Raw genomic sequence first — 21954 nt, 5'->3', positions numbered from 1 at the left:
TGGCCCGCGCGGCGGAGGCGGCGCTCGCCTCGATCGGGCGGGCCGGGGCGGGCGACCCGCTGCCGGGGGCCCGGGGCTACGCTCCTGACGGGGTACGGCCACGAACAGAGGCGGCGCCACGAACGGCGCCACGAACAGTGGCAGCACCACGAACAGAGGCAGCGCCGCGAACGGCGCCACGAACGGAGGGGACCGCCGAAATGAGCGGAACGGTCACAGCAGTCAGCAGCAACGGCGAGTACTCGTTCACCAAGCCCAACCGGGCCGCCATCACCCTGATCACCGGGCTCGGGGTGGAGGGGGACGTCCATGCCGGGGTCACGGTCAAGCACCGCTCGCGGGTCGCCCAGGACCCGACCCAGCCGAACCTCCGGCAGGTCCACCTCATCCACGAGGAGCTCTTCGCCGAGGTCGGCGCGGCGGGGTTCGGCGTGCGGGCCGGCGATCTGGGCGAGAACGTCACCACCCGGGGCATCGACCTGCTCGGCCTGCCGACCGGGGCGCTGCTGCGGATCGGCGGCGAGGCGGTCGTCGAGGTCACCGGGCTGCGCAATCCGTGCCTGCAGATCGACAACTTCCAGGCCGGGCTGCTGAAGCAGGTCGTCGGCCGGGACGAGGCCGGGAACGTCGTGCGCAAGGCCGGCATCATGGGCGTCGTGCGGGCCGGCGGCACGGTGCGGCCCGGCGACGCGATCGCCGTGGAGCTGCCGGAGGGGCCGCACCGGCCGCTCGAACGGGTCTGACCCCTGGTTCGATCCCCGGGGGTGGCGGGGAACCGTTGAGATGGGCGGGGGTGTCGTAGTGGGCAGGCGGGCGGGGGTCCGCCCGGTTCGGTGGAGGGACTTGCTGTGGTGACGTCACCGCCTTCAGGCAGCCAGGACGGTCGTGCGGGGCGCGAGTTGCTGGCCGCAGCCGGGGTGCTGTTCCCGGACGGGCAGGGCCGGGTACTGGTGGTCCGGCTGCCCTACGACCGGAAGCATCCGCTGGCCATCTCGGGCGGCGGCTGGGAGCCGGAGGACCTCTCACCACGCCGGACGGCCGTCCGGGAGATCGCGGAGGAGCTGGGGTTCACACCCAGGCTCGGGCCGCTCGCCTGCATCGACTGGACGCTCGACGACTTCCGGCCGCCGATCGCCGCGCACCTCTACTGGGCCGAACCGCTCACCACGGAGGAGTGCGCCGCCTTCACGCCGGACACCGCGGAGGTCGGCGGCTGGGCGTGGCTGACGCCCGAGCAGGCGGCTCACGCGCTGCCGCCCCGGCTCTCCCGCCGGGTGAGCGCCTGCCTGCGGGCGCCGCGCGAGGCCTGGCCGCTGGAGCTGGAGGACGGCCGGCCCGCCGGGCACACCCTCGACCATCTGGCGGCCGTGCCGGCGCCCGCGTACACCGGGCCGGCGGGGGTCACGCTCACCGGCACGCCCGACTTGCCCCAGGCCGAGCCCGCCGCTCCCCCGCTGGACCGGGAGACGTACATCGCCACCCGCCCCCGGATCCGGGCGAAGGCGCGCACGCTGTTCACCGACGCGGCCGGGCGGGTGCTGCTGGTACGGCTGCGGCCCTGGGCCGGCCCGGGCGGCGAGGAGCCGTACTGGGTGCTGCCCGGCGGCGGCATCGAGGCGGACCGGGAGCTGCCCCGGGCCGCGGCCCGCCGGGAGGTGCGCGAGGAGCTCGGCTGGGAGTGCGAACCGGGCCGGCTGCTGGCCCTCGACTGGCTGCCCGGGAGGGACGCGGACCCGGCGAGCCGGCGGGACACGGCCGTACTGGTCTACGTCTTCGACGGCGGGACGGTGACGGAGGAGCGGCTCGCCTCGATCACGATGGCCGAGGACGAACTGGTCGAGTGGCGGCTCTGCGACCCGGCCGAGGCGCGGGCCCTGCTGTCCGCCTCGTCGTGGGACCGTACGGCTGCCGCGCTCGCCGCCCGCACCCGCCAGGGCGGCCCGGCCGAACTGGTCGGCGGGCGACCGGCGGACTGACGACCGGGCGGACCGGCGGCGGGCGGCGGCGGGCAGGCGGCTGGCCGGCGGACCGACCGCAGGCTGACGGCCCTGCGGGCAGGCCGATCCGCCGGACCCGAACGGTGTTCCTGGTCCACACTGGGCCCATGCAGAACGCGATCGGGAAGGTACTGGCCGGACGCCGGGTCGAGGCGGTCAGCGGCGGCGGCCGGCTCGACATCACGCTCGACGGACCGGTGACCGTCCGGGTGGCGCACGAGTTCGTGTTCGCGGCGCCGTCCGAGGTGGACCACTTCTTCCCCGCCCTGACCTTCCGCCCGTCCGGCACGCTGCTCGGCCTGGTGGGCCGGACGGTCGGTGCCGCCCGGGTGACCATGGCGGGCGGGCTGGAGCTGGCCTTCGACGGTGATGCCGTGCTGTCCGTGCCGCCGCACGCGCAGGTCGCGCCGTGGAGCGTGCTCACGCCCGACGGCGCCGTCTGCGCGGGACTGGCAGGCGGCGAGGTGGCATGGGCGGAGGAGCCGGCGGGGCGGGAGGGGCCGGAGGGCCTGGCGGCATCGGACGGGTGAGCCGGTCCGTCCGGGGCGGTGGGCTGCCCTGCCGAGAACACCGCCCACGCCCGGGCCCTGCCCGGGACTTGGCGCCGCCCAGGACCTGGCACCGCCCAGAGCCCGGCGCTGCTCGGGCCCGGGCGTTGTCACCTACCGTCCGGACGGACCCCGCGCCGCGCGACGCGGGGTCCGTCCATCGGACACGGCTACCCGGGGCGGGAGCCCCGGCCTCGCGGCGTCAGACCTCCAGGTCGGCCTCGATCTTCGTGAGCTGGTGCCGGGCCATCGCCAGGTTGGCGCGGCTCTTGTCCAGCGCGAGGTAGAGGAAGAGGCCCTTGCCGCTGCGGCCGGTGAGCGGGCGGATCAGGTGGTACTGGCTGCTGAGGGTGATGAGGATGTCCTCGATGCCGTCCTGCAGCCCGAGCATGTCCATCGTGCGCATCTTGGCCCGGACCACGTCGGTGTTCCCTGCGGCGGCGACGTTGAGGTCGAGGCCGCCGGGACCGTCGAGGGTGGCGAGGGCCATCCCGCTGTTGTAGTCGACGAGGGCGGCACCGAGGGCGCCTTCGATCACGGTCATGGTCTGCTTGAGCGCGCCGGCTGCGTCGGTCATGGCGGTATCTCCAGTTCGTTCGGAAGATCGGAAGATCAGAAGGGCCGGAAGGCCGGAAGGGTCACAAGGGTCGGAAAAAGGTCGGTGGGTCCAGGTCACTAGATCCGGGTCACCGGAGCCACGTCACCGGGTCCGGCCCGGTGGGATCCGGGTCGACGGGGTGAGGGCGGCCCTTGGGAAGGGGGTCTTCGGAGCGGCTTACGGAGGGTCTTTCGGGGTCAGCGCGTCGTTGAGGAGGCCGGCGATCCGCCGGGCGGAGCGTCGGGCCTCCAGGTGCAGGCGGCCGACGTTCACGTCCGGGTGCGCCAGCAGGGTCAGCACACAGCTGCCGCCGGCCGCGTAGGTGGCGACGTACCCGTGCTCGCCGCGGACCAGCGACTCCCGGAACTCGCCCTGCCCGGTGGTGTCGGCGAGCCGCTGGGCCAGGCCGAGTGAGGCGGCGGTCATCGCGGCCAGGCCGGTGGGCTCGGTCCCGTGGGTGTCGTGCGCGACCAACAGGCCGTCCACGCTGGCCACCAGGCCGCCCGCGAGGTGCGGGACCCGGTGCTTGAGGGCACGCAGTTCGGCCAACAGGTCCGTCTCCAAGGCGATCAGTTGTCTCCTTCCGACACGCTGCTTGAGCGCCCGCCTCATGACCGTGAGAGCGGGGTCGCGGGCGGAGAGTGGTTCAAAGTCGGGCCTCCAGAAGGATTCGGACCCGGGTCAGCAGCGCGATGTCCGGGTCGGGGACGGTCAGCGGGTGGGCCGCTGCCGGGCCCGGCGGGTGGACCGGGGCCGGCGGGTGGACCAGGGGCGGGGCGTGGACCAGGGCCGTGGGCGGGCGGTGGTGGGCGGAGCGGGCGGCGCCCGCCGGGAGCAGCGCGGCCAGGGCCGCGCCGGGCACACGGCGGTGCAGGCCGGACACTGGACCGGGCCGCGGTTCGGATTGCGGTCCGGGCCGCGCTACGGCCCGCGGCTCGGATTGCGGCTCGGGCTGGGGCTCGGGCTGGGGCGCGGGCCTCGCTCCGGGCTGCGGGCCCGGCCGCGGCTCGGGCTGCGGGCCGGGCGGCCGTCCGGACGGCGCGCCACCGGAGGTACCGGCGGCCATGGCGCGGCCGGCGGCGGCCGCCGCCCAGGCGGCGTGGCGCGGGGCGCCGCGGCCCGGGGTGGCCAGCAGTCCGGCGGCCGCGAGGCGGCGGACATCGGCCGTGGTGGCGAAGGCCGACCGGCCGAGCAGCCGGGCCAGCTCCGCCGGGGTTCTTCGCCCGTCCGCATGGTCGAGCAGTTCGCGCTGGCGGCGGCTGGGCGGGCAGGGCCGGCCCCCGACGCGGGTGCCCGGGGCGGCGCACCGCTCCTGGGCGCCACCCGGACGGGCCGGTCCGACCGTGTCCGCCGGGCGGACCGGCGTGGTGTCGAGCTGCGGCCAGGGCCAGATCCGTTCGAGCAGCCGGTGCCGGCGCTCCACCTCCCGCCGCAGCCGCCGGGCGCTCACCGCCGCGACCGGGCCGAGCCAGTGCCGTACGCCCGACTCGAAGGACCACGGGCCTGCCGGGGTGCCCGTGGCGCCGAGGACGAAGAACGCGGCGTCGTAGAGGACGCCGAGCTGGCAGACCTCCAACTCGCCGCGGGTGAGGAGCCGTTGTTCGACCAGGGCGCCGCCGACCCGGCCGTGCGGGCCGAAGGAGCGGACGGCCTCCTGCCAGGCCTCGCGGGTGATCCGGCCGCAGCGGGTGAGCAGGGTCGCCAGGTCGGGCGCGCGGTCGGACTCGGCGTGCACCACCAGGCCGTCGGCGAGGTGGAGCGTGCCGGTGGGACCGTGCAGCACACCGGTCGCGCGCTCCCCGGCCAGCTGTTCGACGGCGGTGAAGGCCCCGCCGGTGGCCATGGCGTCGACGTCGTTCACGCCGGCCGCCCGGGGGCTGCGGCGGGCCCGGCACCGCGGCCCGCTGGCCGAAACGCGACGCCGCGGGCGGGAGCGGCACCGGGTTGGCCCGGCAGGGCGTTCGTCATCCGCGTACCAGTCATCCCAGCACCAGTTCCTCCGCGAGGGCCTGGAGCCGGTAGCGGGCCGCGGCGAGGTTGCCCTCGGTCCGGTCCAGCCAGAGGTGCAGGACGAGCGGGCTGTCGAAGACGGTGTCGATGAAGCAGATCAGGTGGTAACTGCGGCCCGCAGTGACGATGATGTCCTGTAACGGCACCCGGCGGTCCTCCGCCGCGGTGAAGGTCTCGCTCTCAACAGCCGTTCGTACCAAGTCGGTTGTCTCGGCCGCCGAGGTTTCGTGGTCGCCGGCTGGGCTGACGCCGACGCTGCCGAGGGCGAGTCCGCTGCTCCAGTCGATGAGGCTGGCCGCGCGGGCCCCGGCGATCGCCATGGCCCCGGACAGGCATTCGTCGATCCCCGGCACTCGGGCTCCTTCGGGCGGTTGGGCAGCCGGGCGCGCTGGGCCGGCGCCGGCCGGACCGCCACGACGAGTGGCGGGTTCGACACGGAAGGCTACTGGCCGATTCCGTATGACGAACATTCCAATGGCATATTCACACCACAAGGGGCTGATTTCAGCCAAGCTATGACGGCCCATCAGCTCGCACCGACTACCCAAACGCGCTGGCGAGAGCCGCCCGCTGCCCGACCTCGCGACACCACCCAGCGGCCCACCTGGAGCGGGACCTTGGCCGGTTGTCGGCCACGGGGAAGAGTTCCGGCCACGGACTGCGATAAGACCGATCCGTCGACCGCACCGCCGGACGCCGTGGCCGGGGCGGGCGGCGTCGCCGCTTCGCACCCGCCTGCCCGGGCGCCGCGTCGCAGAGGGAATCCGGCGCGCGGCCGGAAGCGCCCGCAAGGGGCCGGCGGCGGTACCGGGCCGGACGGACGGCACATGCGTTGACGGCACTGGAAGCGGTTCGCTCCGGGGCGTCCGCCGCCGCCGGACGGGGCGGGGCGCGTGAGGTCAGGTCCGCTCAGCACCGTGGGGAACGACGAGGGGGCCGTTCCGGTACGGAACGGCCCCCTCGGGGTGGAGCGCCAGGCCCGGGTTGAACGGACTCTTCCTACTGAAAGTAGGACGTGCTCCGGTAGCACCTCTGACGCATGTCCGAGAGGACATTTCCTCTCGACGGGAAGAACATTAGCAGGACATCACGCCTGCTCAGAAATCGAACCGGTGGGGTGGGACGAGGGACCCTGCGGTCGGGCACGGACCCCGCCGGTCGGGCACGGGCCCCCGGTCCGACACGGACCCCGCCGGTCGGGCATGGGGGAGCCCCGCGCCGGAAAGTCGTCGAAGTCCGCCGGTGGTGGCCCTAGGCTGACCGGGTGGCCCACACCAAGACCTCGTTCGTCTGCCTGACCTGCCGCGCCTCCTACAAGCAGCCATACGACGACACCCACCCCCGCGAGCGCCCCTGCCCGCGCTGCACCCGCCCACTGATCCGCGTGGGATCCGCCTTCGAGGCGCCACGCCGCCGCGACACCGCCGCCTGGCGGACCCTGTCCGTCCTGCTCGACGCCGGCGTGCGCTTCCACAAGAACCACTGCGGCGGCTACCGCCCCCGCACCCTCGGCGAGGTCCGCGAGCGGATGGCCTTCGCCCGCCGCACGGGCGAACCGGTCGCCGAAGCGCTCGTCCGCCGCGACCTCCCGTAGGGCCTCGCCGCGCGGCCTCGAAGCCCCCGGAGCCCATGGGACCCCGGGCCGTGGTGGAGGCCGGGCGCCCGACGCTCCGGGCCGAGGCCAGGAACGCCGAGCCGGGCTCAGCACGGGCTCAACGACCTCGTGGAGCCCTCAACGACACCCTCCTGAACGGGATCCCCGGATTCCGCGTGATGCGGATCACCGGCCGGGGCGGCGGCGCTCAGCGCCGCCTCGACCTGGCGGTTGCTGGTCATGGTCGACGTGACGGCGGTCATGGTGAGGAGGAGGCCGGCGGCGGTGTAGAGCGGGGTGCGCACGTCGTAGGTGGTGGCCAGCCAGCCGCCGAGGAAGGCGCCGAACGGGGCGGCGCACATGGCGAGCATGCGGGAGGTGGAGGCGACCCGGCCCATCAGGTGGGCGGGGACGATCGCCTGTCGGAGGGAGGGGCCGAGCACCATCGTGGCGCCCATGCCCGCCCCGCAGACGGCGAGCGCGAGGCCGGCGACGTACGGGTTCGGGGCGACGGCCAGGCCCAGGATGGCGAGTCCTTCGACTGCGGCCGTGCAGGTGAGCGCGGTGCCGGTGCCGAGTCGTCGGCCGAGGAAGGAGGCGATGCCCGCGCCGAGCAGACCGCCGGTGGCCTCCGCCGTGAGGAGCAGGCCGAAGCCGAAGGTGCCGACGCCGAGGCGATCGTGCGCGAAGAGGGCGAGTACGGTCTCCACGGCGAGGAAGGCGATGTTCCCGACCGCCGGACGCAGCGCGAGCCCGAGCAGCAGCTGATCACGGAATACGTACGAGGCGCCGGCCCGCGCCTGCCGCAAGAGCGACTCACGGGCCTGCGGTACGGGCCGGGGTGCGGCAGGCAGCGACCTTACGAGCAGTGCGGAGAGCGCGAACGACACCGCGTCGGCGAGCAGCGGAACCGCCCGCCCGAGCGCGAGCAGGGCACTGCCCGCCGGCGGCCCCGCGAAGCCGGACGCGGCGGTCTGGGCGCCGCGCAGACGGGAGTTGGCGCGCTCCAGGAGCGCGGGGTCGCGGCCGAGCAGATCCGGCAGATAGGCCGTCGCGGCCGTGTCGAAGAAGAGTCCGCCGAGGCCGAGCAGGAAGGCGACGGCCGCGAGCAGTGGAATGCTCAGCACGTCGAGCGCGGCCGCTGCCGCCGGTATCGCGAGCAGCACCGCACGCGCCGCGTCCATGACCCACATCGTGCGCCGACGGTCCCAACGATCCACCAGCGCACCGCCGACCACCCCGAAGAGCAGCCACGGCAGCGTTCCGGTAGCCGTGACGACGGCGAGCGCCATCGGATCCCGCGTCAACGTCAACGCGAGCAGCGGCAGCGCGGCATGCGACACCCCGTCACCGAGCGAGGACACCGTCTGCGCGGCCCACAGCCGTCCGAACCCGGTCGGCAACTTCCGAACGTCTGAGGTCACTTGGCGTCCCCTTCGGGCTGCTCGCGCGGTGTCGGGTGGAACAGTGCGAAGACGAGTGACGCGTCCGGCAGCGACGGATCGGACAGCTCCCGGTACTCGTCCGCCAGTGCCTGCAGCCGCGCCCCCAGCTCCGCGAACTGCTCCTCGGTGAGCCGCAGATGCGCCATCCGGACGTGTCGCTCGCCATCCACCGGCGCCGCCTCCAGGTCCGCCACCGCATGCCGCATCAGCACATCCGGCTCTCCCTCGCCCCGGTCCGGCAGCACGATCGCCCGTGCGGCCATGGCGTAGTACCGCTCGGTGACCCCCCGGACCTTCCGCGTTCGCACCACCTTCACCAGGCCGGCCCGTTCGAGCAGCCGTACGTGGTAGCTGGAACTCCCCTTCGCAAGGCCCACGCGCTCGGCGATCTGCGTGATCGTCGCGGGCTCGAAGCGGAGCACGGCCATGATCCGGTGACGCGTGAGATTGGAAACGGCGCGTAGCTGCTCGTCAGTGGTGACGTGGAACGTCCCGGGAAGATCATCGGTAGGCATGCCCCTAATGGTCAACACTTCTTGACCATTAGGCAAGGGGTTTTGCTCAGACTTCTGGAATCGGCTGTCCAGCACGTGCGGCCTTCGGAAGCCCACCGGCCGGCCTTCCGCCGAGAACGCTCGGCCTCCGCCGCGACGGGACGACTGGTGCCGGTCGGTCGAAGGGGAAGCCGATGCTCCCTTGATATCGAGCATGTGTTCGATTAAGGCGTACGCTGGAGCCATGCGCAGCACCGTTCACCTCCAGCCCTCGCTGTTCGACGACGCCGGCCCGGGCGGGATCGCGCTCGGAACGCTCGCCGGGGTGCGGCGGCAGGTGCTCGGGGACGGGGCCTGGGTGGACGTGGTGACGGGGTGGGTCACGGGGGCGGACCTGCTGTTCGAACAGCTGGCGGCGGAGGTCCCGTGGCGGGCGGAGCAGCGGGAGATGTACGAGCGCGTGGTGGAGGTGCCGCGGCTGCTCGCCTCGTACGGGGAGGGGGACGCGCCGCCGCATCCGGTGGTCGGGGCGGCGCGGGCGGCGTTGAGCGCGCACTACGCGGCGGAGCTGGGCGAGCCGTTCCGGACACTCGGGCTCTGCTACTACCGGGACGGGCGGGACAGCGTGGCCTGGCACGGGGACCGGATCGGCCGCGGGGAACGCGAGGACACCATGGTGGCGATCGTCTCGGTCGGGGAGCCGCGTGCGCTGCTGCTGCGGCCTCGCGGCGGTGGCGGACCGGTGGTGCGGCACCTGGTGGGGCACGGGGACCTGCTGGTCATGGGCGGGTCGTGCCAGCGGACCTGGGAGCACGCCGTTCCGAAGACGGCCCGGCCGGTGGGCCCGCGGATCAGCATCCAGTTCCGGCCGCGCGGAGTGGCCTGAGCACAGCGGGGGGCATCCCGGCTGTGGGGAGGTCCGGTTACCGGAGGTCCGGTTGCCGGAGGTCCGGGCGCGGCGGAGGCTGGCGGGAGGACCGAGGAGGACGGCATGCCGAAGGCGGACAGGTACCGGGAGGGCGTGCCGTGCTGGGTCGAACTGGCCGCCGGGCCGGACCTGGGCCGGGCCCGGCGGTTCTACGGCGGGCTGTTCGGGTGGGAGTTCGTCGGGGCGGACGACGGCCCGGGCGAAGGCTCGGAGAACGGGCCGGAGGACGAGCCGGAGGACGAGCCGGACGACGGTCCGGGCGGGTACACCGTGGCGACGCTGCGCGGGGCGCAGGTCGCGGGGATCGCCCGAGGGCCCGGGGGCGACGGCTCCGCCTGGCTGACCTACCTCGCGGTGGACGACGCCGACCGGGTCGCCGAGGCGGTCCGGCAGGCCGGCGGACGGATCGCCCGGGAGCCGGGCGAGGTGGCCGAGTTGGGGCGCAGCGCGCTCGCGGTGGATCCGCTCGGCGCGGTCTTCGGCCTCTGGCAGGCCCGGCTGAACCCGGGGGCGGGCCTGGTCAACGAGCCGGCCACGTTCACCTGGAACGAGCACCTCTCCCCCGACCCGGACGGCGCCCGGGCGTTCTACCGCCAGGTCCTCGGGTACGAGTACGCGCGCCCGGCGGGCGACTACACGGTGTTCCGGGCCGGCGGGCAGCCGGCCGGCGGGATCGGCGGGAACCCGGGAGTGGATCCGGACGGTCCGGCGGCGCTCTGGGCGGTGTACTTCGGCACGGCGGACACCGACCGGACGGTGGAGCGGGCGGTCCGGCTCGGCGGGAGCGTGCTGGACGGGCCGGAGCCGACACCGTTCGGACGGGTGGCGGTGGTGCGGGACGACGGCGGGGCGGCGTTCACCCTGATCACCGTGCCCCGGGGCGACTCGGCGGAGCCGGCGGAGGGAGCAGAGCCGACGGATGCCGCGGGGAGGGGGGAACGGGCCGAGACGGCCTGACGCGACCGGGACGGCGCGGAGTACCGTGCTCACCGAGGCCCGGGCTCGGCTGTGCTGTGCTGCGCTGTGGGCCCGACTCGACCGCGAGCCCTACGTGTTGGCCCGGCGGTCAGGAGACTCGGCCCAGCGCCGCCCGCAGCCGGGCGATGTCCGCGGCGTCCTTGGCGCGGCGCGGCCTGCGCGCGTCCCAGACCGGCATCATCCGCTTGATCTCGATCTGCGCCTCGGGGCTCACGATCGGGCACTCGACGTCGCCGAGCCGTCCGGGTGCGGTGTCCAGGAGGCCTGCCGGCCAGGGGGTGCCCGCCCAGGGGCCGCCGGCGACCAGCGCCCGGCCGTCGGGGGCGAAGTCCAGCAGGGCGAAGCTGGACTCCAAGTCGTCCTTCATGAAGTCGAGTTGCTGCTCGGGCGGCCCGGCGTCGAGCGGGCGGTAGCCGAGTTCGCGCAGGCCTGCGGCCAGGACGGGGGCGTCGGCGGCCGGGGCGAACCAGTCGATGTCCTCGTGGTCCCGGGTGAGTTCACCGAGGAAGAAGTCCATCGCCCAGCCGCCACGCAGCCAGACGCCGATGCCGAGGCGGCGGGCGAGGCCCATCGTCTCGGCGATCAGAGCGAGTTGCCCGTCGGCACGTTCCCGGTTCACAGATCCCACATCCATGATCGGGACGCTACACCCGCCCCGCGTCCCTCGACACCGCATGAGGGTCTGTCCGGCGGATCAGGCGCGAGCGTGATCCGCCGAATGCCCAGAGTGACTCAGGTCTGCGAGAACTGAGCGACGTACTCAGCGAACGCCGGGATGCCGACTTCTGCACGGCGCTCGTCCATGTGCTCGGGATCCTCGCAGGGCCACGGGATCGGCGAGCCGTCCTTCACGCCGGCGATCTGCGTGCCGTAGATCTGCTTCTGCCCTTCGTTCACAAGCGTGCGATCACGCAGGAAGGCGAGATCGCACGGGCTGGCAGCACCGCTGGCCACCGCCTGCTCCATCAGCCTCAGCGCGCGCCGCTGAACGTCGAGCTGACGGTCGGCGTGCTGCGCGATCAGCCACGCAGCCCGAGCGGCGTCCTCGCCGACCAGTTCCGCGGTCGGCCACCCGTGCGCGTCCATGATCTCGCTGAGACGATCCGCGTGCTGCGCGGTCAAGCGGCGCCACGCCAACTGCTCCGCCGGGTCAGCGCTGTTCGCCTGGCGCGCGGCCCGGTGATCTGCCGCAACCATGGCGGTGAGCTCTGCGGCCACTGCGGCGACGTCGGATGCCATCCCTACTCCAAGTCAGATCGAGGTTTTCGCTGGTCATTCGCAACCTTAGGTGCGCAAATCATGACAAAATCTCCTCCCGGAGGACGGTGACAGACGCGTCCGGATGTTGGGATACTTGATCTATCCGCGGAGCCAGAGCCGGATCGACGCAACACTGACAGTCCCGTGAAAGCAGGCGCGCTTGTCATAGCGCGTCGCGACGGCGCGGAAGTGCTTCAGTCGATTGATCGTGCGCTCGACTTCATTGCGGCGCGTGTACATGTCCTTGTTGAAGCCTGCCGGCCGGCCACCCCGGCTGCCTCGACGTTGCCGGTTGGCGCGCTGGTCTTTGGGCTCCGGAATGGTGTGCTTGATCTGGCGTCTGCGCAGGTAGTGGCGATTGCGGCGAGAGCTGTACGCCTTGTCGCCGCCCAGGTGGTCAGGGCGGGTGCGCGGACGCCCGCCGCCGGGGTGCTTGACCCGAATGCGCTGCAGGACAGGGATGAGTTGGGGGCTGCCACCCCACTGGCCCGGCGTGATCAGTAGGGCCAGCGGCCTGCAGCCGCCTTCCCCCGCCAGGTGGACTTTGCTCGTCAGGCCGCCCCGGGAGCGTCCGAGTCCCTCGTCGGGGCGGTGCTGCCGAGGTGTCGATCTTTTTTCGGGATCCGCGGTGTTCTGTGCGGGCCCCGGCCGCGTGCTGGTGGGCCCGGCATGAGGCCGAGTCGACGCTCACCATGCTCCGGTCCACTCGCCCCTGAGCATCGGCGTCGGCCAGGACGGCATGGAGGATCCTGTCCCAGGTCCCGTCTGCGGACCAGCGCCGATGCCGCTCGTAAACGGTCTTCCAGCTCCCGAAACGCTCGGGCAGATCACGCCAGGGCACTCCCGCTCGGAGCCGGAACAGGATCCCTGTTTCCCGGCGACGCCGCGAAACGCGAACGAGGCCCGGCGCCTGGAACGGCACCGGACCTCGTCCGACTGTGGAGCGCCAGGCCCGGGTTGAACGGACTCTTCCTACTGAAAGTAGGACGTGCTCCGGTAGCACCACTGACGCCTGACGAGGAATGATCTCCCTCGCGACGAGAAGAACATTAGCAGGTCAGCGCCCCTGCCCCCAACCCGCGCCGCACACCGGCCACCGGCCCGCATGCCCCGCGAAACGCGGACGAGGCCCGGCACCTGGAACGGCACCGGACCTCGTCCGACTGTGGAGCGCCAGGCCCGGGTTGAACGGACTCTTCCTACTGAAAGTAGGACGTGCTCCGGTAGCACCACTGACGCCTGACGAGAGATCATCTCTCTCGCAACAGGAAGAACACTACCAGCTGACAACCCCTGCCCTGACCGGAGGCGAACCCCGCATGACCAGCAACGACCAGACCACGCACGAGACCGTCGAGTACGGCCCCGGCCGGCTCATGGACATCCACCGGCCGACCGGGAACGCCGGCGGGCCACTGCCGGTGGTGCTGCTCTGGCACGGCCGGGGGGCCGACGAACGGGACGCGATGCGGCCGCTGGCACGCGAGGCTGCGGAGCTGGGGCTGCTGGTGCTGGTCCCGGACTGGCGGTCGGACGAGGAGGACGGGGGCGCCGCGCACCTGCGGGCCTCGTTCGACCACGCGCGGCGGCACGCGGCCGCATACGGCGGCGACCCGGCGCGGTTCGTGCTGGCCGGGTGGTCGATGGGCGGGAAGGAGGCGGTCGCCCTGGCCACCCACCCGGGCACGCCGGCCGGGGTGCGCCCGACGGCGGCGGTCGGCATCGCCTCCAGCTACGTCCGCCCCGCCGTCACCACCGGCGAGGTGCCGCTGCCGCTGCTCGCCGGCCGCCCCTCCCCCATACCGCTCTGGCTGGTGCACGGCACGCGCGACGAGCTGGTGCCGGTGGAGTGCTCGCGGGAGCTGCACACCGCCCTTGCGCAGGGCTCGCACCTTCTGGAGCTGGACTCCGACCACGCCGGCGTGGTCCTCGCGGAGTACGACCCGGCCCTCCAGCGCTGTGTGCCCGGACGGGCCGAGCACGCGGTGCGCGCCGGGCGGGCGACGGCGCGGGTGCTGGCGGAGGCGGCCGGGATGGCCTAGCCGGTCAGGCCGCCCGGTGCCAGCCGTCGCGGGCATCACGGGCGGCCGCCCGGGCGGGGCTCCGGGTGGTGGTGAGGAGGGAGAGGAGAAGGGCCGCCGCCGTGAAGAGGAGGAGGTGGCCGGCCTCGGGGGCGGGGCCGGCCCAGCCGAGGGCGCCGTGGCGGTGCTCGACGAAACCGTTGTGGAAGAGCCAGGCGGCCAGGGCGATCAGCGGGGCGGCGGCCGGGCGGGAGTGGCGGCCGACGGCGGCGCAGAGCAGTGCGTAGGCGGCGAGGGCGGCCCACGTCGGGCGCAGCTCCCCGAGGACGGCGAGCGCGGGCAGCAGGGCGGCGGCGGCGAGCAGGGTCACCGCGGCGGACATCGCAACGGGGAGCCGGGAGGGCCGGGTCATGGGGTCGTCACCGCCCGACGGCGAGTGGTCGCAGGAGGGTGTGGTGGCGTTGGAGCGCTTCGAGTTCGCGCTGCAGCGGCGGCTTGGGGACGGCGAGGACCGGGCAGGTGGCGTGCCGGACGCAGTAGGCGGTCACGGACGGGCGCAGTGCGCGGGCAAGCACCCCGCGGCCGCCGGCACCGAGGACGAGCAGGTCGCCGGGGCGGTCGGCGGAGCGGACCAGTGCCTGGCCGGTCTCGCCGCGCACGGCCTGGCTTCGCAGCCGCACACCCGCGTAGCCGCCGCCGAACGCCTCGTCCAGGGCCTGCCGCAGCCGGGCGGCGGCCGCGTCGCGGCAGGCGCTGAGCAGCGGTGGGCACGGGGAGCGGCGGTAGCCGAACTCGCCGCCGGGCGGGGTCCAGCAGTGCACGGCCAGCACCTCGGCGTCGGTGCGGCGGGCCTCGGCGACGGCGCCGTGCAGGGCGGCGAGGCTGCCCAGCGAGCCGCTGACCCCGACCACGATCCGGCGGTGGCCCTCGGGTGCCTCGTACGTGTCGAGCGCTTCGCTGTCGGTTCCGGCGCCGTTGTCCGCCATGGCCCTGCCCGTCCTTCCGGCTGGTGCTGATGTGCTGTCGGCTCCAGCAAAGCCGGGCGGTGCACGGGCCGGCCGTTCGTTGACGGACTTCTGACGCGCGGGGCGCGGATCCGTACGCGGCCCTGACGTCAGGCGGGCGCGGGCGGGTTGCCCGGCAGGACGTAGACGTCGACGGCGACCTGCCGTTCGGGGTGCGGGGAGGGGGTGGGCGTGAACTCCAGGTAGTACGGGAGGGACGGGCGGCCGGTGGGGAGCAGGCCGTGGGTGGCGGCGGTGACCGCGAGGCGCAGGTAGGCGAAGGGGATCAGTTCGGGCGGGCCGGCGTGCCGCAGCGCGAGGCCGGTGGCGGCTGACCACCGGGGACCGGGCCGTGGTGTACTACGGCGAGGACGACACCGGGCCGTTCTTCCTGGAGGTCGTCCGCTGGTACCGCCGGGAGGGGCCGGGGATCGCGTACCGCAACGAGCCGGTCGGCGCGGTCTGGCAGGAGGTCTACCGCCGGACCGAACCGCGCGGGGCCCGCCCGGCCTGCGAGTACCTTTGGGCTGCGGAACTGAAGTTTCCTTACCACGAGGTGAGTTGATGGCACACCTGGGAGACCCCGGCCGGGCGCCGGAGCCGGCCGCGGTGGTGGCCGGGCGGCTGCGGGCCGCGCTGGAGGACAGTGCCGTGCCGGGCCGGGCGGAGGCCGAGCGGGCGTACCTGAAGAGCGGGCTGGACCACCTCGGGGTGCCGGTGCCGGCGATACGGGCGCTGGTCCGGAACACCCTGCGGGCCGCGCCCGGGCTGGACCGGGCCGGGGTGCTGGAGCTCGCCGAGGAGCTGTGGGCACCGCCGGTACACGAGTCCCGCTCCTGCGCGCTGCTGCTCCTGGAGTACCGCGCCGAACTGCTCCTCCCGGAGGACACCGCCTTTCTGGAGCGCCTGCTGCGGGAGTGCGCGACCTGGGCCCACGTCGACCTGCTCGCGCCCAAGGTGGCCGGCGCACTGCTGCTGCGGGCACCGGAGACGGCGGCGGACTTCCTGCGCTGGAGCCGCGACGAGGAACAGTGGGTGCGGCGCGGCGGAGTGCTCACGTACGTCCTCGCGCTCCGCGACCCGCGCGAATTCCCGCACCACTTCGAGGAGTTCACCGCACTCGCCGATCCGCTGCTGACCGACCCCCGGTTCTTCGTCCGCAAGGCGGTGGGCTGGACGCTTCGCGAGGGGGTCAAACACCACCCCGCCGAGGTCACCGGCTGGCTGGGGCGGCGGCTGGACCGGGTCTCCGGGCTCACCCTGCGCGAGGCGATCCGGCCGGTGGACGAGGCGGCCGCGGGCCGGCTGCTGGCGGCCCACCGCGAGCTGCACGGACGCCGCCCGCGGGGGTGAGGCCGTCGGGCCTCGGGGCGGGCCTCGTTGGAGGAGTGGCGCGCCGGGCACCGCCGCTACTGGATCGCTTGGGCACCCTGGTGGAGGACGACACTCCCGTGGTCTGCCTGGCCTTCCGTCGTGTTGGGGATTGACCGCCTCGGGCCCGGTCGTCGCCGATCGGCAACCAGTCCGCCTCCCCGGCGGGTACGGCACCGAGTCTCCACGACCCGGCGGGTGCCATCGGGCGTCGGGGCGGCTCAGGCCTCCGGCCCGCCAACCCCAGGCCCGCCGGTTCCCGGCCTGTCCGCGTCCCAGAGGCCCGCGAACATCTCGTCCAGGTGCTCCTCGCCGACCGGCGGCACCGGCAGCGGGTGGGCGGCCTGCGCGCGGAAGCCGTCCAGCAGCAGGGCGAGGTAGCGGCGCCAGAGATCCGGGCGCAGCTCGGTGGTGGCGGGCAGGGCACGGCAGAGCGGACCGAGCAGGAAGAGCAGGTCCAGCGTGACGACGTCGGCGCGCATGGTGCCCTGCTGCTGCGCCCGGGCGACCAGCGCGCCCACCGTCTCGGCGTTCTGCCGGCTGATCCCGGTCATCGCGGGGACGGCCGGGATGGCCTGGGTGACCAGGTCGTTGATGCCACGGTCCGCGGCGACCAGCGTGAAGATCCGCTCGAAGTAGTGCTCGATCGCACCCCAGGAGTCCTCGGCGGCCAGGGCCTCCTCCCCCGCGTCGGCGAGCACCGCGGCGACGTCCGCGAACACCTCGCCGATCAGCGCCTCCCGGGTGGGGAAGTGCCGGTACAGCGTCGCGTTTCCGACCCCGGCCTCCTTGGCGATCTGGTCCAGCGGCACGTCGAGACCGTGCCGGGCGAAGAGGTCGCGGGCGGTGGCGAGCAGCAGGTCACGGTTGCGCTGCGCGTCGCGCCGCAGCCGTCCGGGGGTCTGTGCGCTGCCTGGTGCCATGCCAGGACCCTAGCAACCCCGACGGAGGGGCCCGGCGCCGCGGAAGGCGAAGCCCGGCACTGCCCGGTCGGGCGCCGGCCCCGGGGCGCTCGACGCCCCGGGGCCGGTCACCCGCGATCGACCTGTCGTCAGCGCGCCGCGCGGGGCCGCAGCCAGACCGCCCAGGTGAGCGCCGAACAGAACAGGTACGCCGCCAGGAAGCCCAGGTAGGCGGCGTCACCGTTGTGGCTGGCGAGGAAGGACTGCCGGAAGGCCAGGTTGACCAGCACTCCGCCGAACGCGCCCACCGCGCCGGCGAGGCCGATCAGCGCGGCCGAGCGGCGGCGGGAGTCGGATTCGGCCTCCCCGGGGTCGGCGCCGGCCGCGACGGCCGCCCGGGCGCGGGCCTGGTAGTGGGCCGGGATCATCTTGTAGGTGGAGCCGTTGCCGATGCCGCTGAGCACGAAGAGCGCGATGAAGCCGGAGAGGAAGAGCGGCAGCGAGTGGGCCCGGGAGGCCGCCAGGACGACCGCCGTCCCGGCGCCCATCGCGACGAAGGTCACCAGGGTGACGACGGCGCCGCCCCAGCGGTCGGCCAGCCGGCCGCCGACCGGGCGCAGCAGCGAGCCGAGCAGCGGGCCGAGGAAGGTCAGCGCGGCCGCCTTCACGGGGGTGTCGAATCGGTCGTGGAACTGGACCTGGAGCACCTGGCCGAAGGCGAAGCCGAAGCCGATGAACGAGCCGAAGGTGCCGATGTACAGGGTGGAGACCGCCCAGCCGTACGGGTCGCGGGCCACCTCGCGCAGCGCCCTGGCCTGGCCGCGCGGCGGGGCGGCCAGGTTGTCCATCCGTGCCCAGGCGCCGGCCGCCGCGAGCACGATCAGCGGCAGGTAGAGCAGCGGCAGCAGCCTGGGGTGGGCCGCGCCCGCGGTGGCCAGGACGAACAGGCCGAGCAGTTGGACGGCCGGAACGCCCAGGTTGCCGCCGCCCGCGTTGATGCCGAGCGCCCAGCCCTTGAGTCGGTGCGGGTAGAAGGCGTTGATGTTGGCCATCGAGGAGGCGAAGTTGCCGCCGCCGACCCCGGCGACACAGGCCACGGCGAGCAGGGTGCCGTAGGAGACGCCGGGGGTGAGCACCAGAGCGGCCAGCACGGTGGGGAGGAGCAGCAGCAGGGCGCTGGCCACCGTCCAGTTCCGGCCGCCGAACCGCGCCACGGCGAAGGTGTAGGGCAGGCGCAGCAGGGCGCCGAGGGCGGTGGGCAGGGCGGTGAGGGTGAACTTGCCGGCGGTGTCGATGTGGTACTCGGGGCCGAGGAAGAGCACCAGGACCGACCAGAGGCTCCAGACGGAGAAGCCGATGTGCTCGGAGAGCACCGAGTAGACCAGGTTGCGGCGGGCGATCCGGGCTCCGGTCCGCTCCCAGAAGGTGGCGTCCTCCGGGTCCCAGTGGGTGAGCGGGCCGGTGCCGGCTCTGCCGCCGGCGGACTGCGTCTCGACGACGGCGCTCATGCGTCCTCCTCGCTTCCCTCGGCGGGGGCAGTCGCCCGCGCGCACCCCTCAATGACTCGCTCGCTCCGCTCGCTCATGCGTCCCCCTCGCTTCCCTCCGCGGGGGCATTCGCCCACACGCACCCCTCAATGACTCGCTCGCTCCGCTCGCTCATGCGTCCTCCTCGCTTCCCTCGGCGGGGGCAGTCGCCCGCGCGCACCTTTTGATGGTTCGGTTGCTCATGCCGCGTTCTCCGTCCGGGAAGTGGCGCGGGGGTCACTGCTGCGGACCGGCCAGAGCCGCAGGACGGCGGGGCTGCCGTCGGGGGCGGTGTCCTCGTCCAGGCAGCGGCCGTCGGTGAGGTCGAAGACCTGCTTGTACATCGGCGAGGCCAGGGTGGGCCGGTCGCCGCGGCTGCCGAGCAGGCCGCGGGAGAGGACGTGCGCGCCGCTGAACGGGTCGCGGTTGTCGACGGCGTGCAGGGCGCCGGTGCGGTCGCGGAAGACGGCCACCTGGGCGCCGTCGAGCAACACGGCCACGCCGCGTCCGGGTTGCAGGTCGTCGAGGGTGCAGACGGGCTGCCAGCGGGTGCCGTCGTGGATCTCCACGGTCATGGGGTGAGCACCTCCAGTCGGGGACCGGCCACCAGGACCGGGGTGGGGGCGAGGGTGGGGGTGGTGAGGATGCGCCCGTCCTCGCCGGGGCGGGCGGGTCGGATCTGGCCGCGTTCGGGGACGAACGTGACGGCCGGGTCGGGGGTGCCGGGGGCGTTGACGAAGGAGGAGAAGCGCCGCAGCCGGTCGGGGTCGGCCAGGGTGGCGGCCCATTCGTCCTGGTAGCCAGCGATGTGATTGGCCATCAGCTGGTCCAGTTCGGCGGCGATGCCGAGCGAGTCGTCGATCACCACGGCGCGCAGGTGGTCGAGGCCGCCCTCCAGCCGGTCCAGCCAGACCGAGGTGCGCTCCAGACGGTCGGCGGTGCGGATGTAGAACATCAGGTAGCGGTCGATGGTGCGGATCAGCGTCTCGCGGTCCAGGTCGGCGGCCAGCAGGTCGGCGTGACGGGGCGTCATGCCGCCATTACCGCCGACGTAGAGGTTCCAGCCGGCCGAGGTGGCGATGATGCCGAAGTCCTTGCTATGCGCCTCCGCGCACTCGCGGGCGCAGCCGGAGACGGCGGACTTGAGCTTGTGCGGGGAGCGCAACCCCCGGTAACGGAGCTCCAGTTCGATCGCGAGGGCGGTGGAGTCCTGGACGCCGTACCGGCACCAGGTCTCGCCGACGCAGGACTTCACGGTGCGCAGCGCCTTGCCGTAGGCGTGTCCGGACTCGAAGCCGGCGTCCACCAGCCTGCTCCAGATGCCGGGGAGCTGGTCGACGCCGGCGCCGAAGAGGTCGATCCGCTGGCCGCCGGTGATCTTGGTGTAGAGGCCGTAGTCGCGGGCGATCTCACCGATGGTGATCAGGCCCTCCGGGGTGATCTCGCCGCCGGGTACCCGCGGCACGACCGAATAGGAGCCGTTGCGCTGGAGGTTGGCGAGGAAGTGGTCGTTGGAGTCCTGGAGCGCGGCCTGTTCGCCGTCCAGGATGTGGCCGCCGCCGAGGCTGGCCAGGATCGAGGCGACGGTCGGCTTGCAGACCTCGCAGCCTTCGCCGCTGCCGTACCGGTCGAGGAGTTCGGAGAAGCCGGCGATGCCGGTGACCCTGACGATCTCGTACAACTCGGCGCGGCTCTGCGGGAAGTGCTCGCAGAGGCCGGTCTGGGTGGCAACGCCGGTGGCCGCCAGCTCCTCGTTGACGACGGTGGTGAGCTGCTTGATGCAGCTGCCGCAGCCGGTGCCGGCCCGGGTGCACTTCTTGACCCCGGCGACGCTCTCGCAGCCCTGCTCGTGGACGGCCGCGCGGACGGCGCCCTGGGTGACGTTGTGGCAGGAGCAGAGCACCGCCTCGTCGGGGAGCGCTATCGGGCCCGCGGCGGCGAACCCGGCGGGCAGCACCAGCTGTTCGGGCGCCGTGGTGAGCGGCTTGCCGGCCACCGCGAGCGGCCGCAGGGTGCCGTACGCCTCGGTGTCGCCGACCAGGACACCGCCGAGAAGTGCGCCGTCGGCGCCGATCACGAGCTTGCGGTACACGCCGAGACGGCTGTCGCTGTACAGCACGTCGAGGGCGCCTTCGGCGCTGCCGTGCGGGTCGCCGAAGCTGGCCACGTCGACGCCGAGCAGCTTGAGCTTGGTGGAGGTGTCGGCGCCGGTGAAGCCGGGGCCGGGGTTGCCGGCCAGCGCGCGGGCGGCGGTCTCGGCCATCTGGTAGCCGGGCGCCACCAGGCCGTAGACCCGGCCGTCCACGGTCTGGGCGCACTCGCCGATGGCCAGTACGTCCGGGTCGGCGGTGCGGCAGTGCTCGTCCACCACGATGCCGCCGCGCGGGCCGACGGGCAGGTCGCAGTCGCGGGCCAGCTGGTCGCGCGGGCGGACGCCTGCCGAGAACACCACCAGGTCGGCGGTGAGTTCACGGCCGTCGGAGAGGGCGAGCGCGCGGACCCGGCCGTCGGCGGCGGTCTCGACGGCGTTGGCGCCGGCGCCGGTGTGGACGGTGACACCGAGGTCCTCGATCTTGCGCCGGAGCATTTCGCCGCCGCCGTCGTCGACCTGGACGGCCATCAGGCGGGGCGCGAACTCGACCACGTGGGTGGCCACGCCCATGGCCCGCAGGGCGCCCGCGGCCTCCAGGCCGAGCAGGCCGCCGCCGACCACCACGCCGGTCCTGGCGTGCTCGGCGTCGGCGCGGATCGCGTCGAGGTCCTCGATGGTGCGGTAGACGTGGCAGCCGGCCGCGTCCTTGCCGGGGACGGGGGGCACGAACGGGACGGAGCCGGTGGCCAGCACCAGGGCGTCGTACCGGACCTCCCGGCCGGACCGGGTGGTCACGGTGCGGGCCGCGCGGTCCACGGCGGTGACCGGGTCGCCGAGGCGCAGGTCGATGCCGTGCTCGGCGAGGAAGCCGGGCGGGCAGAGCGCGAGGTCCTCGGGTGTCCGACCGTCGAACAGCGCGCTGAGGTGGACGCGGTCGTACGCGGGGCGCGGCTCCTCGGCGAGCACGGTGACCCGCCAGCGTCCGGCGCCGGGCTGCTCGGTCCAGGCCTCCAGGAAGCGCTGGCCTACCATGCCGTGGCCGACGAGGACGAGGTCCCGTGGTCGGTCGGGCGTGTGGGATGTCATCGCGGTACTCCTCGGGGTCGTGCGGGCGTGCGGGTGGGGAGTTGAGGGGGGTGGGTGTGCGGGTGAGCAGGAGGTGCTCAGGTGAGCAGGTGGAAGGGGT

At 73.9% G+C, this 21954-nt stretch carries 24 protein-coding genes; 9 read left to right on the top strand and 15 right to left on the bottom strand.

Annotated elements, in window-relative coordinates:
* Window positions 1–200: 200 nt before the first annotated feature.
* The 3 genes from ACZ5WK_RS23990 (at window position 201) to ACZ5WK_RS23980 (ending at window position 2527) form a co-directional block, all read left to right on the top strand.
* Window positions 201–743 carry an MOSC domain-containing protein gene (locus ACZ5WK_RS23990; protein WP_396322597.1) on the top strand — a complete coding sequence of 181 codons (543 nt, stop codon included), beginning with the start codon at window positions 201–203 and terminating at the stop codon, window positions 741–743.
* Window positions 744–851: 108 nt separating this feature from the next.
* Window positions 852–1976, top strand: a complete 1125-nt coding sequence (locus tag ACZ5WK_RS23985; RefSeq protein ID WP_465549892.1) for an NUDIX hydrolase — start codon at window positions 852–854, stop codon at window positions 1974–1976.
* Window positions 1977–2104: 128 nt separating this feature from the next.
* On the top strand, window positions 2105–2527 hold the full coding sequence (locus ACZ5WK_RS23980; RefSeq protein ID WP_465549890.1) for a DUF6188 family protein: 423 nt from the start codon (window positions 2105–2107) through the stop codon (window positions 2525–2527).
* A 220-nt stretch (window positions 2528–2747) separates the two neighbouring features.
* On the opposite strand, the gene ACZ5WK_RS23975 is transcribed toward ACZ5WK_RS23980, so the two are convergent.
* The 4 genes from ACZ5WK_RS23975 to ACZ5WK_RS23960 form a co-directional block, all read right to left on the bottom strand.
* Window positions 2748–3122: a hypothetical protein gene (locus ACZ5WK_RS23975; RefSeq protein WP_396322482.1), complete on the bottom strand. Its 375-nt coding sequence runs from the start codon at window positions 3120–3122 to the stop codon at window positions 2748–2750.
* Between the two features lie 198 nt (window positions 3123–3320).
* A complete protein-coding gene (locus tag ACZ5WK_RS23970; protein WP_396322483.1) occupies window positions 3321–3707 on the bottom strand; it encodes a roadblock/LC7 domain-containing protein in 387 nt (128 codons plus the stop codon).
* An 82-nt stretch (window positions 3708–3789) separates the two neighbouring features.
* Entirely contained in the window at window positions 3790–5004 is a 1215-nt protein-coding gene (locus ACZ5WK_RS23965; RefSeq protein ID WP_465549888.1) for a hypothetical protein, read from the bottom strand.
* A gap of 118 nt (window positions 5005–5122) precedes the next feature.
* A complete protein-coding gene (locus tag ACZ5WK_RS23960; protein ID WP_465549886.1) occupies window positions 5123–5506 on the bottom strand; it encodes a hypothetical protein in 384 nt (127 codons plus the stop codon).
* Window positions 5507–6417: 911 nt separating this feature from the next.
* Between ACZ5WK_RS23960 and ACZ5WK_RS23955 the strand changes: the two genes are divergently transcribed.
* On the top strand, window positions 6418–6747 hold the full coding sequence (locus ACZ5WK_RS23955) for a deoxyxylulose-5-phosphate synthase (protein ID WP_465549884.1): 330 nt from the start codon (window positions 6418–6420) through the stop codon (window positions 6745–6747).
* Window positions 6748–6854: 107 nt separating this feature from the next.
* On the opposite strand, the gene ACZ5WK_RS23950 is transcribed toward ACZ5WK_RS23955, so the two are convergent.
* Together ACZ5WK_RS23950 and ACZ5WK_RS23945 are read right to left on the bottom strand one after the other, a co-directional pair.
* Window positions 6855–8171 (bottom strand): MFS transporter, encoded by a 1317-nt coding sequence (locus ACZ5WK_RS23950; RefSeq protein WP_465549882.1) that lies wholly within the window; start codon window positions 8169–8171, stop codon window positions 6855–6857.
* Window positions 8168–8707 carry an ArsR/SmtB family transcription factor gene (locus tag ACZ5WK_RS23945; RefSeq protein ID WP_465550035.1) on the bottom strand — a complete coding sequence of 180 codons (540 nt, stop codon included), beginning with the start codon at window positions 8705–8707 and terminating at the stop codon, window positions 8168–8170. The genes ACZ5WK_RS23950 and ACZ5WK_RS23945 overlap by 4 nt, the downstream gene beginning before the upstream one ends.
* 223 nt (window positions 8708–8930) lie before the next feature.
* On the opposite strand from ACZ5WK_RS23945, the gene ACZ5WK_RS23940 reads away from it, so the two are divergent.
* Together ACZ5WK_RS23940 and ACZ5WK_RS23935 are read left to right on the top strand one after the other, a co-directional pair.
* Window positions 8931–9572 carry an alpha-ketoglutarate-dependent dioxygenase AlkB gene (locus ACZ5WK_RS23940; RefSeq protein ID WP_465549880.1) on the top strand — a complete coding sequence of 214 codons (642 nt, stop codon included), beginning with the start codon at window positions 8931–8933 and terminating at the stop codon, window positions 9570–9572.
* 105 nt (window positions 9573–9677) lie between these two features.
* On the top strand, window positions 9678–10571 hold the full coding sequence (locus ACZ5WK_RS23935) for a VOC family protein (RefSeq protein ID WP_465549878.1): 894 nt from the start codon (window positions 9678–9680) through the stop codon (window positions 10569–10571).
* 109 nt (window positions 10572–10680) lie between these two features.
* Here ACZ5WK_RS23935 and ACZ5WK_RS23930 read toward each other — a convergent pair whose 3' ends face one another.
* The 3 genes from ACZ5WK_RS23930 to ACZ5WK_RS23920 form a co-directional block, all read right to left on the bottom strand.
* Window positions 10681–11226, bottom strand: coding sequence for a nucleotidyltransferase domain-containing protein (locus ACZ5WK_RS23930; protein ID WP_465549876.1), 546 nt, complete (start codon window positions 11224–11226; stop codon window positions 10681–10683).
* 98 nt (window positions 11227–11324) lie between these two features.
* On the bottom strand, window positions 11325–11831 hold the full coding sequence (locus ACZ5WK_RS23925) for a DUF6624 domain-containing protein (RefSeq protein WP_465549874.1): 507 nt from the start codon (window positions 11829–11831) through the stop codon (window positions 11325–11327).
* A gap of 120 nt (window positions 11832–11951) precedes the next feature.
* A protein-coding gene (locus tag ACZ5WK_RS23920) for an IS5 family transposase (RefSeq protein ID WP_465549872.1) occupies window positions 11952–12774 on the bottom strand; the annotation gives its coding sequence in 2 pieces (ribosomal slippage) (window positions 11952–12489 and window positions 12488–12774; 825 coding nt in all).
* Between the two features lie 397 nt (window positions 12775–13171).
* Here ACZ5WK_RS23920 and ACZ5WK_RS23915 point away from each other — a divergent pair.
* Window positions 13172–13894, top strand: a complete 723-nt coding sequence (locus ACZ5WK_RS23915; protein WP_465549870.1) for an alpha/beta hydrolase — start codon at window positions 13172–13174, stop codon at window positions 13892–13894.
* Window positions 13895–13898: 4 nt separating this feature from the next.
* Here the strand turns inward: ACZ5WK_RS23915 and ACZ5WK_RS23910 are convergent, their stop codons facing one another.
* Both ACZ5WK_RS23910 and ACZ5WK_RS23905 read right to left on the bottom strand, forming a co-directional pair.
* Window positions 13899–14285, bottom strand: a complete 387-nt coding sequence (locus tag ACZ5WK_RS23910; RefSeq protein ID WP_465549869.1) for a hypothetical protein — start codon at window positions 14283–14285, stop codon at window positions 13899–13901.
* A gap of 7 nt (window positions 14286–14292) precedes the next feature.
* Window positions 14293–14859 (bottom strand): universal stress protein, encoded by a 567-nt coding sequence (locus tag ACZ5WK_RS23905; protein ID WP_465549867.1) that lies wholly within the window; start codon window positions 14857–14859, stop codon window positions 14293–14295.
* Between the two features lie 370 nt (window positions 14860–15229).
* Here ACZ5WK_RS23905 and ACZ5WK_RS23900 point away from each other — a divergent pair, with 370 nt between their 5' ends.
* Together ACZ5WK_RS23900 and ACZ5WK_RS23895 are read left to right on the top strand one after the other, a co-directional pair.
* Entirely contained in the window at window positions 15230–15442 is a 213-nt protein-coding gene (locus ACZ5WK_RS23900) for a hypothetical protein (RefSeq protein WP_465549865.1), read from the top strand.
* Complete coding sequence (locus ACZ5WK_RS23895) at window positions 15442–16230, top strand: DNA alkylation repair protein (protein WP_465549863.1); 789 nt, start codon at window positions 15442–15444, stop codon at window positions 16228–16230. The genes ACZ5WK_RS23900 and ACZ5WK_RS23895 overlap by 1 nt, the downstream gene beginning before the upstream one ends.
* Window positions 16231–16469: 239 nt before the next feature.
* Here the strand turns inward: ACZ5WK_RS23895 and ACZ5WK_RS23890 are convergent, their stop codons facing one another.
* The 4 genes from ACZ5WK_RS23890 to nirB all read right to left on the bottom strand — a co-directional run bounded on the left by ACZ5WK_RS23890 (window position 16470) and on the right by nirB (window position 21854).
* Window positions 16470–17171, bottom strand: a complete 702-nt coding sequence (locus ACZ5WK_RS23890; RefSeq protein WP_465549861.1) for a TetR/AcrR family transcriptional regulator — start codon at window positions 17169–17171, stop codon at window positions 16470–16472.
* 128 nt (window positions 17172–17299) lie between these two features.
* A complete protein-coding gene (locus ACZ5WK_RS23885; protein ID WP_396322502.1) occupies window positions 17300–18658 on the bottom strand; it encodes a nitrate/nitrite transporter in 1359 nt (452 codons plus the stop codon).
* A 218-nt stretch (window positions 18659–18876) separates the two neighbouring features.
* Window positions 18877–19251, bottom strand: a complete 375-nt coding sequence (gene nirD, locus ACZ5WK_RS23880; RefSeq protein ID WP_396322503.1) for a nitrite reductase small subunit NirD — start codon at window positions 19249–19251, stop codon at window positions 18877–18879.
* Entirely contained in the window at window positions 19248–21854 is a 2607-nt protein-coding gene (nirB, locus tag ACZ5WK_RS23875) for a nitrite reductase large subunit NirB (protein ID WP_465549858.1), read from the bottom strand. Before nirB ends, nirD begins: the two co-directional genes overlap by 4 nt.
* Between the last annotated feature and the right edge of the window lie 100 nt (window positions 21855–21954).

It is taken from the genome of Kitasatospora sp. NPDC032757, assembly GCF_055579305.1.
Note: the sequence above shows the minus strand (reverse complement) of the source record. Positions and strands in the feature narration are given on the sequence as shown.

Bases quoted from the DNA above. Each gene is read 5' to 3' on its own strand.
- ACZ5WK_RS23990 (WP_396322597.1), top strand. From the start codon at position 201: ATGAGCGGAACGGTCACAGCAGTCAGCAGCAACGGCGAGTACTCGTTC.
- ACZ5WK_RS23980 (WP_465549890.1), top strand. From the start codon at position 2,105: ATGCAGAACGCGATCGGGAAGGTACTGGCCGGACGCCGGGTCGAGGCG.
- ACZ5WK_RS23975 (WP_396322482.1), bottom strand. From the start codon at position 3,122: ATGACCGACGCAGCCGGCGCGCTCAAGCAGACCATGACCGTGATCGAA.
- ACZ5WK_RS23945 (WP_465550035.1), bottom strand. From the start codon at position 8,707: ATGCCTACCGATGATCTTCCCGGGACGTTCCACGTCACCACTGACGAG.
- ACZ5WK_RS23940 (WP_465549880.1), top strand. From the start codon at position 8,931: ATGCGCAGCACCGTTCACCTCCAGCCCTCGCTGTTCGACGACGCCGGC.
- ACZ5WK_RS23935 (WP_465549878.1), top strand. From the start codon at position 9,678: ATGCCGAAGGCGGACAGGTACCGGGAGGGCGTGCCGTGCTGGGTCGAA.
- ACZ5WK_RS23930 (WP_465549876.1), bottom strand. From the start codon at position 11,226: ATGGATGTGGGATCTGTGAACCGGGAACGTGCCGACGGGCAACTCGCT.
- ACZ5WK_RS23925 (WP_465549874.1), bottom strand. From the start codon at position 11,831: ATGGCATCCGACGTCGCCGCAGTGGCCGCAGAGCTCACCGCCATGGTT.
- ACZ5WK_RS23915 (WP_465549870.1), top strand. From the start codon at position 13,172: ATGACCAGCAACGACCAGACCACGCACGAGACCGTCGAGTACGGCCCC.
- ACZ5WK_RS23910 (WP_465549869.1), bottom strand. From the start codon at position 14,285: ATGACCCGGCCCTCCCGGCTCCCCGTTGCGATGTCCGCCGCGGTGACC.
- ACZ5WK_RS23905 (WP_465549867.1), bottom strand. From the start codon at position 14,859: ATGGCGGACAACGGCGCCGGAACCGACAGCGAAGCGCTCGACACGTAC.
- ACZ5WK_RS23895 (WP_465549863.1), top strand. From the start codon at position 15,442: ATGGCACACCTGGGAGACCCCGGCCGGGCGCCGGAGCCGGCCGCGGTG.
- ACZ5WK_RS23890 (WP_465549861.1), bottom strand. From the start codon at position 17,171: ATGGCACCAGGCAGCGCACAGACCCCCGGACGGCTGCGGCGCGACGCG.
- ACZ5WK_RS23885 (WP_396322502.1), bottom strand. From the start codon at position 18,658: ATGAGCGCCGTCGTCGAGACGCAGTCCGCCGGCGGCAGAGCCGGCACC.
- nirD (WP_396322503.1), bottom strand. From the start codon at position 19,251: ATGACCGTGGAGATCCACGACGGCACCCGCTGGCAGCCCGTCTGCACC.
- nirB (WP_465549858.1), bottom strand. From the start codon at position 21,854: ATGACATCCCACACGCCCGACCGACCACGGGACCTCGTCCTCGTCGGC.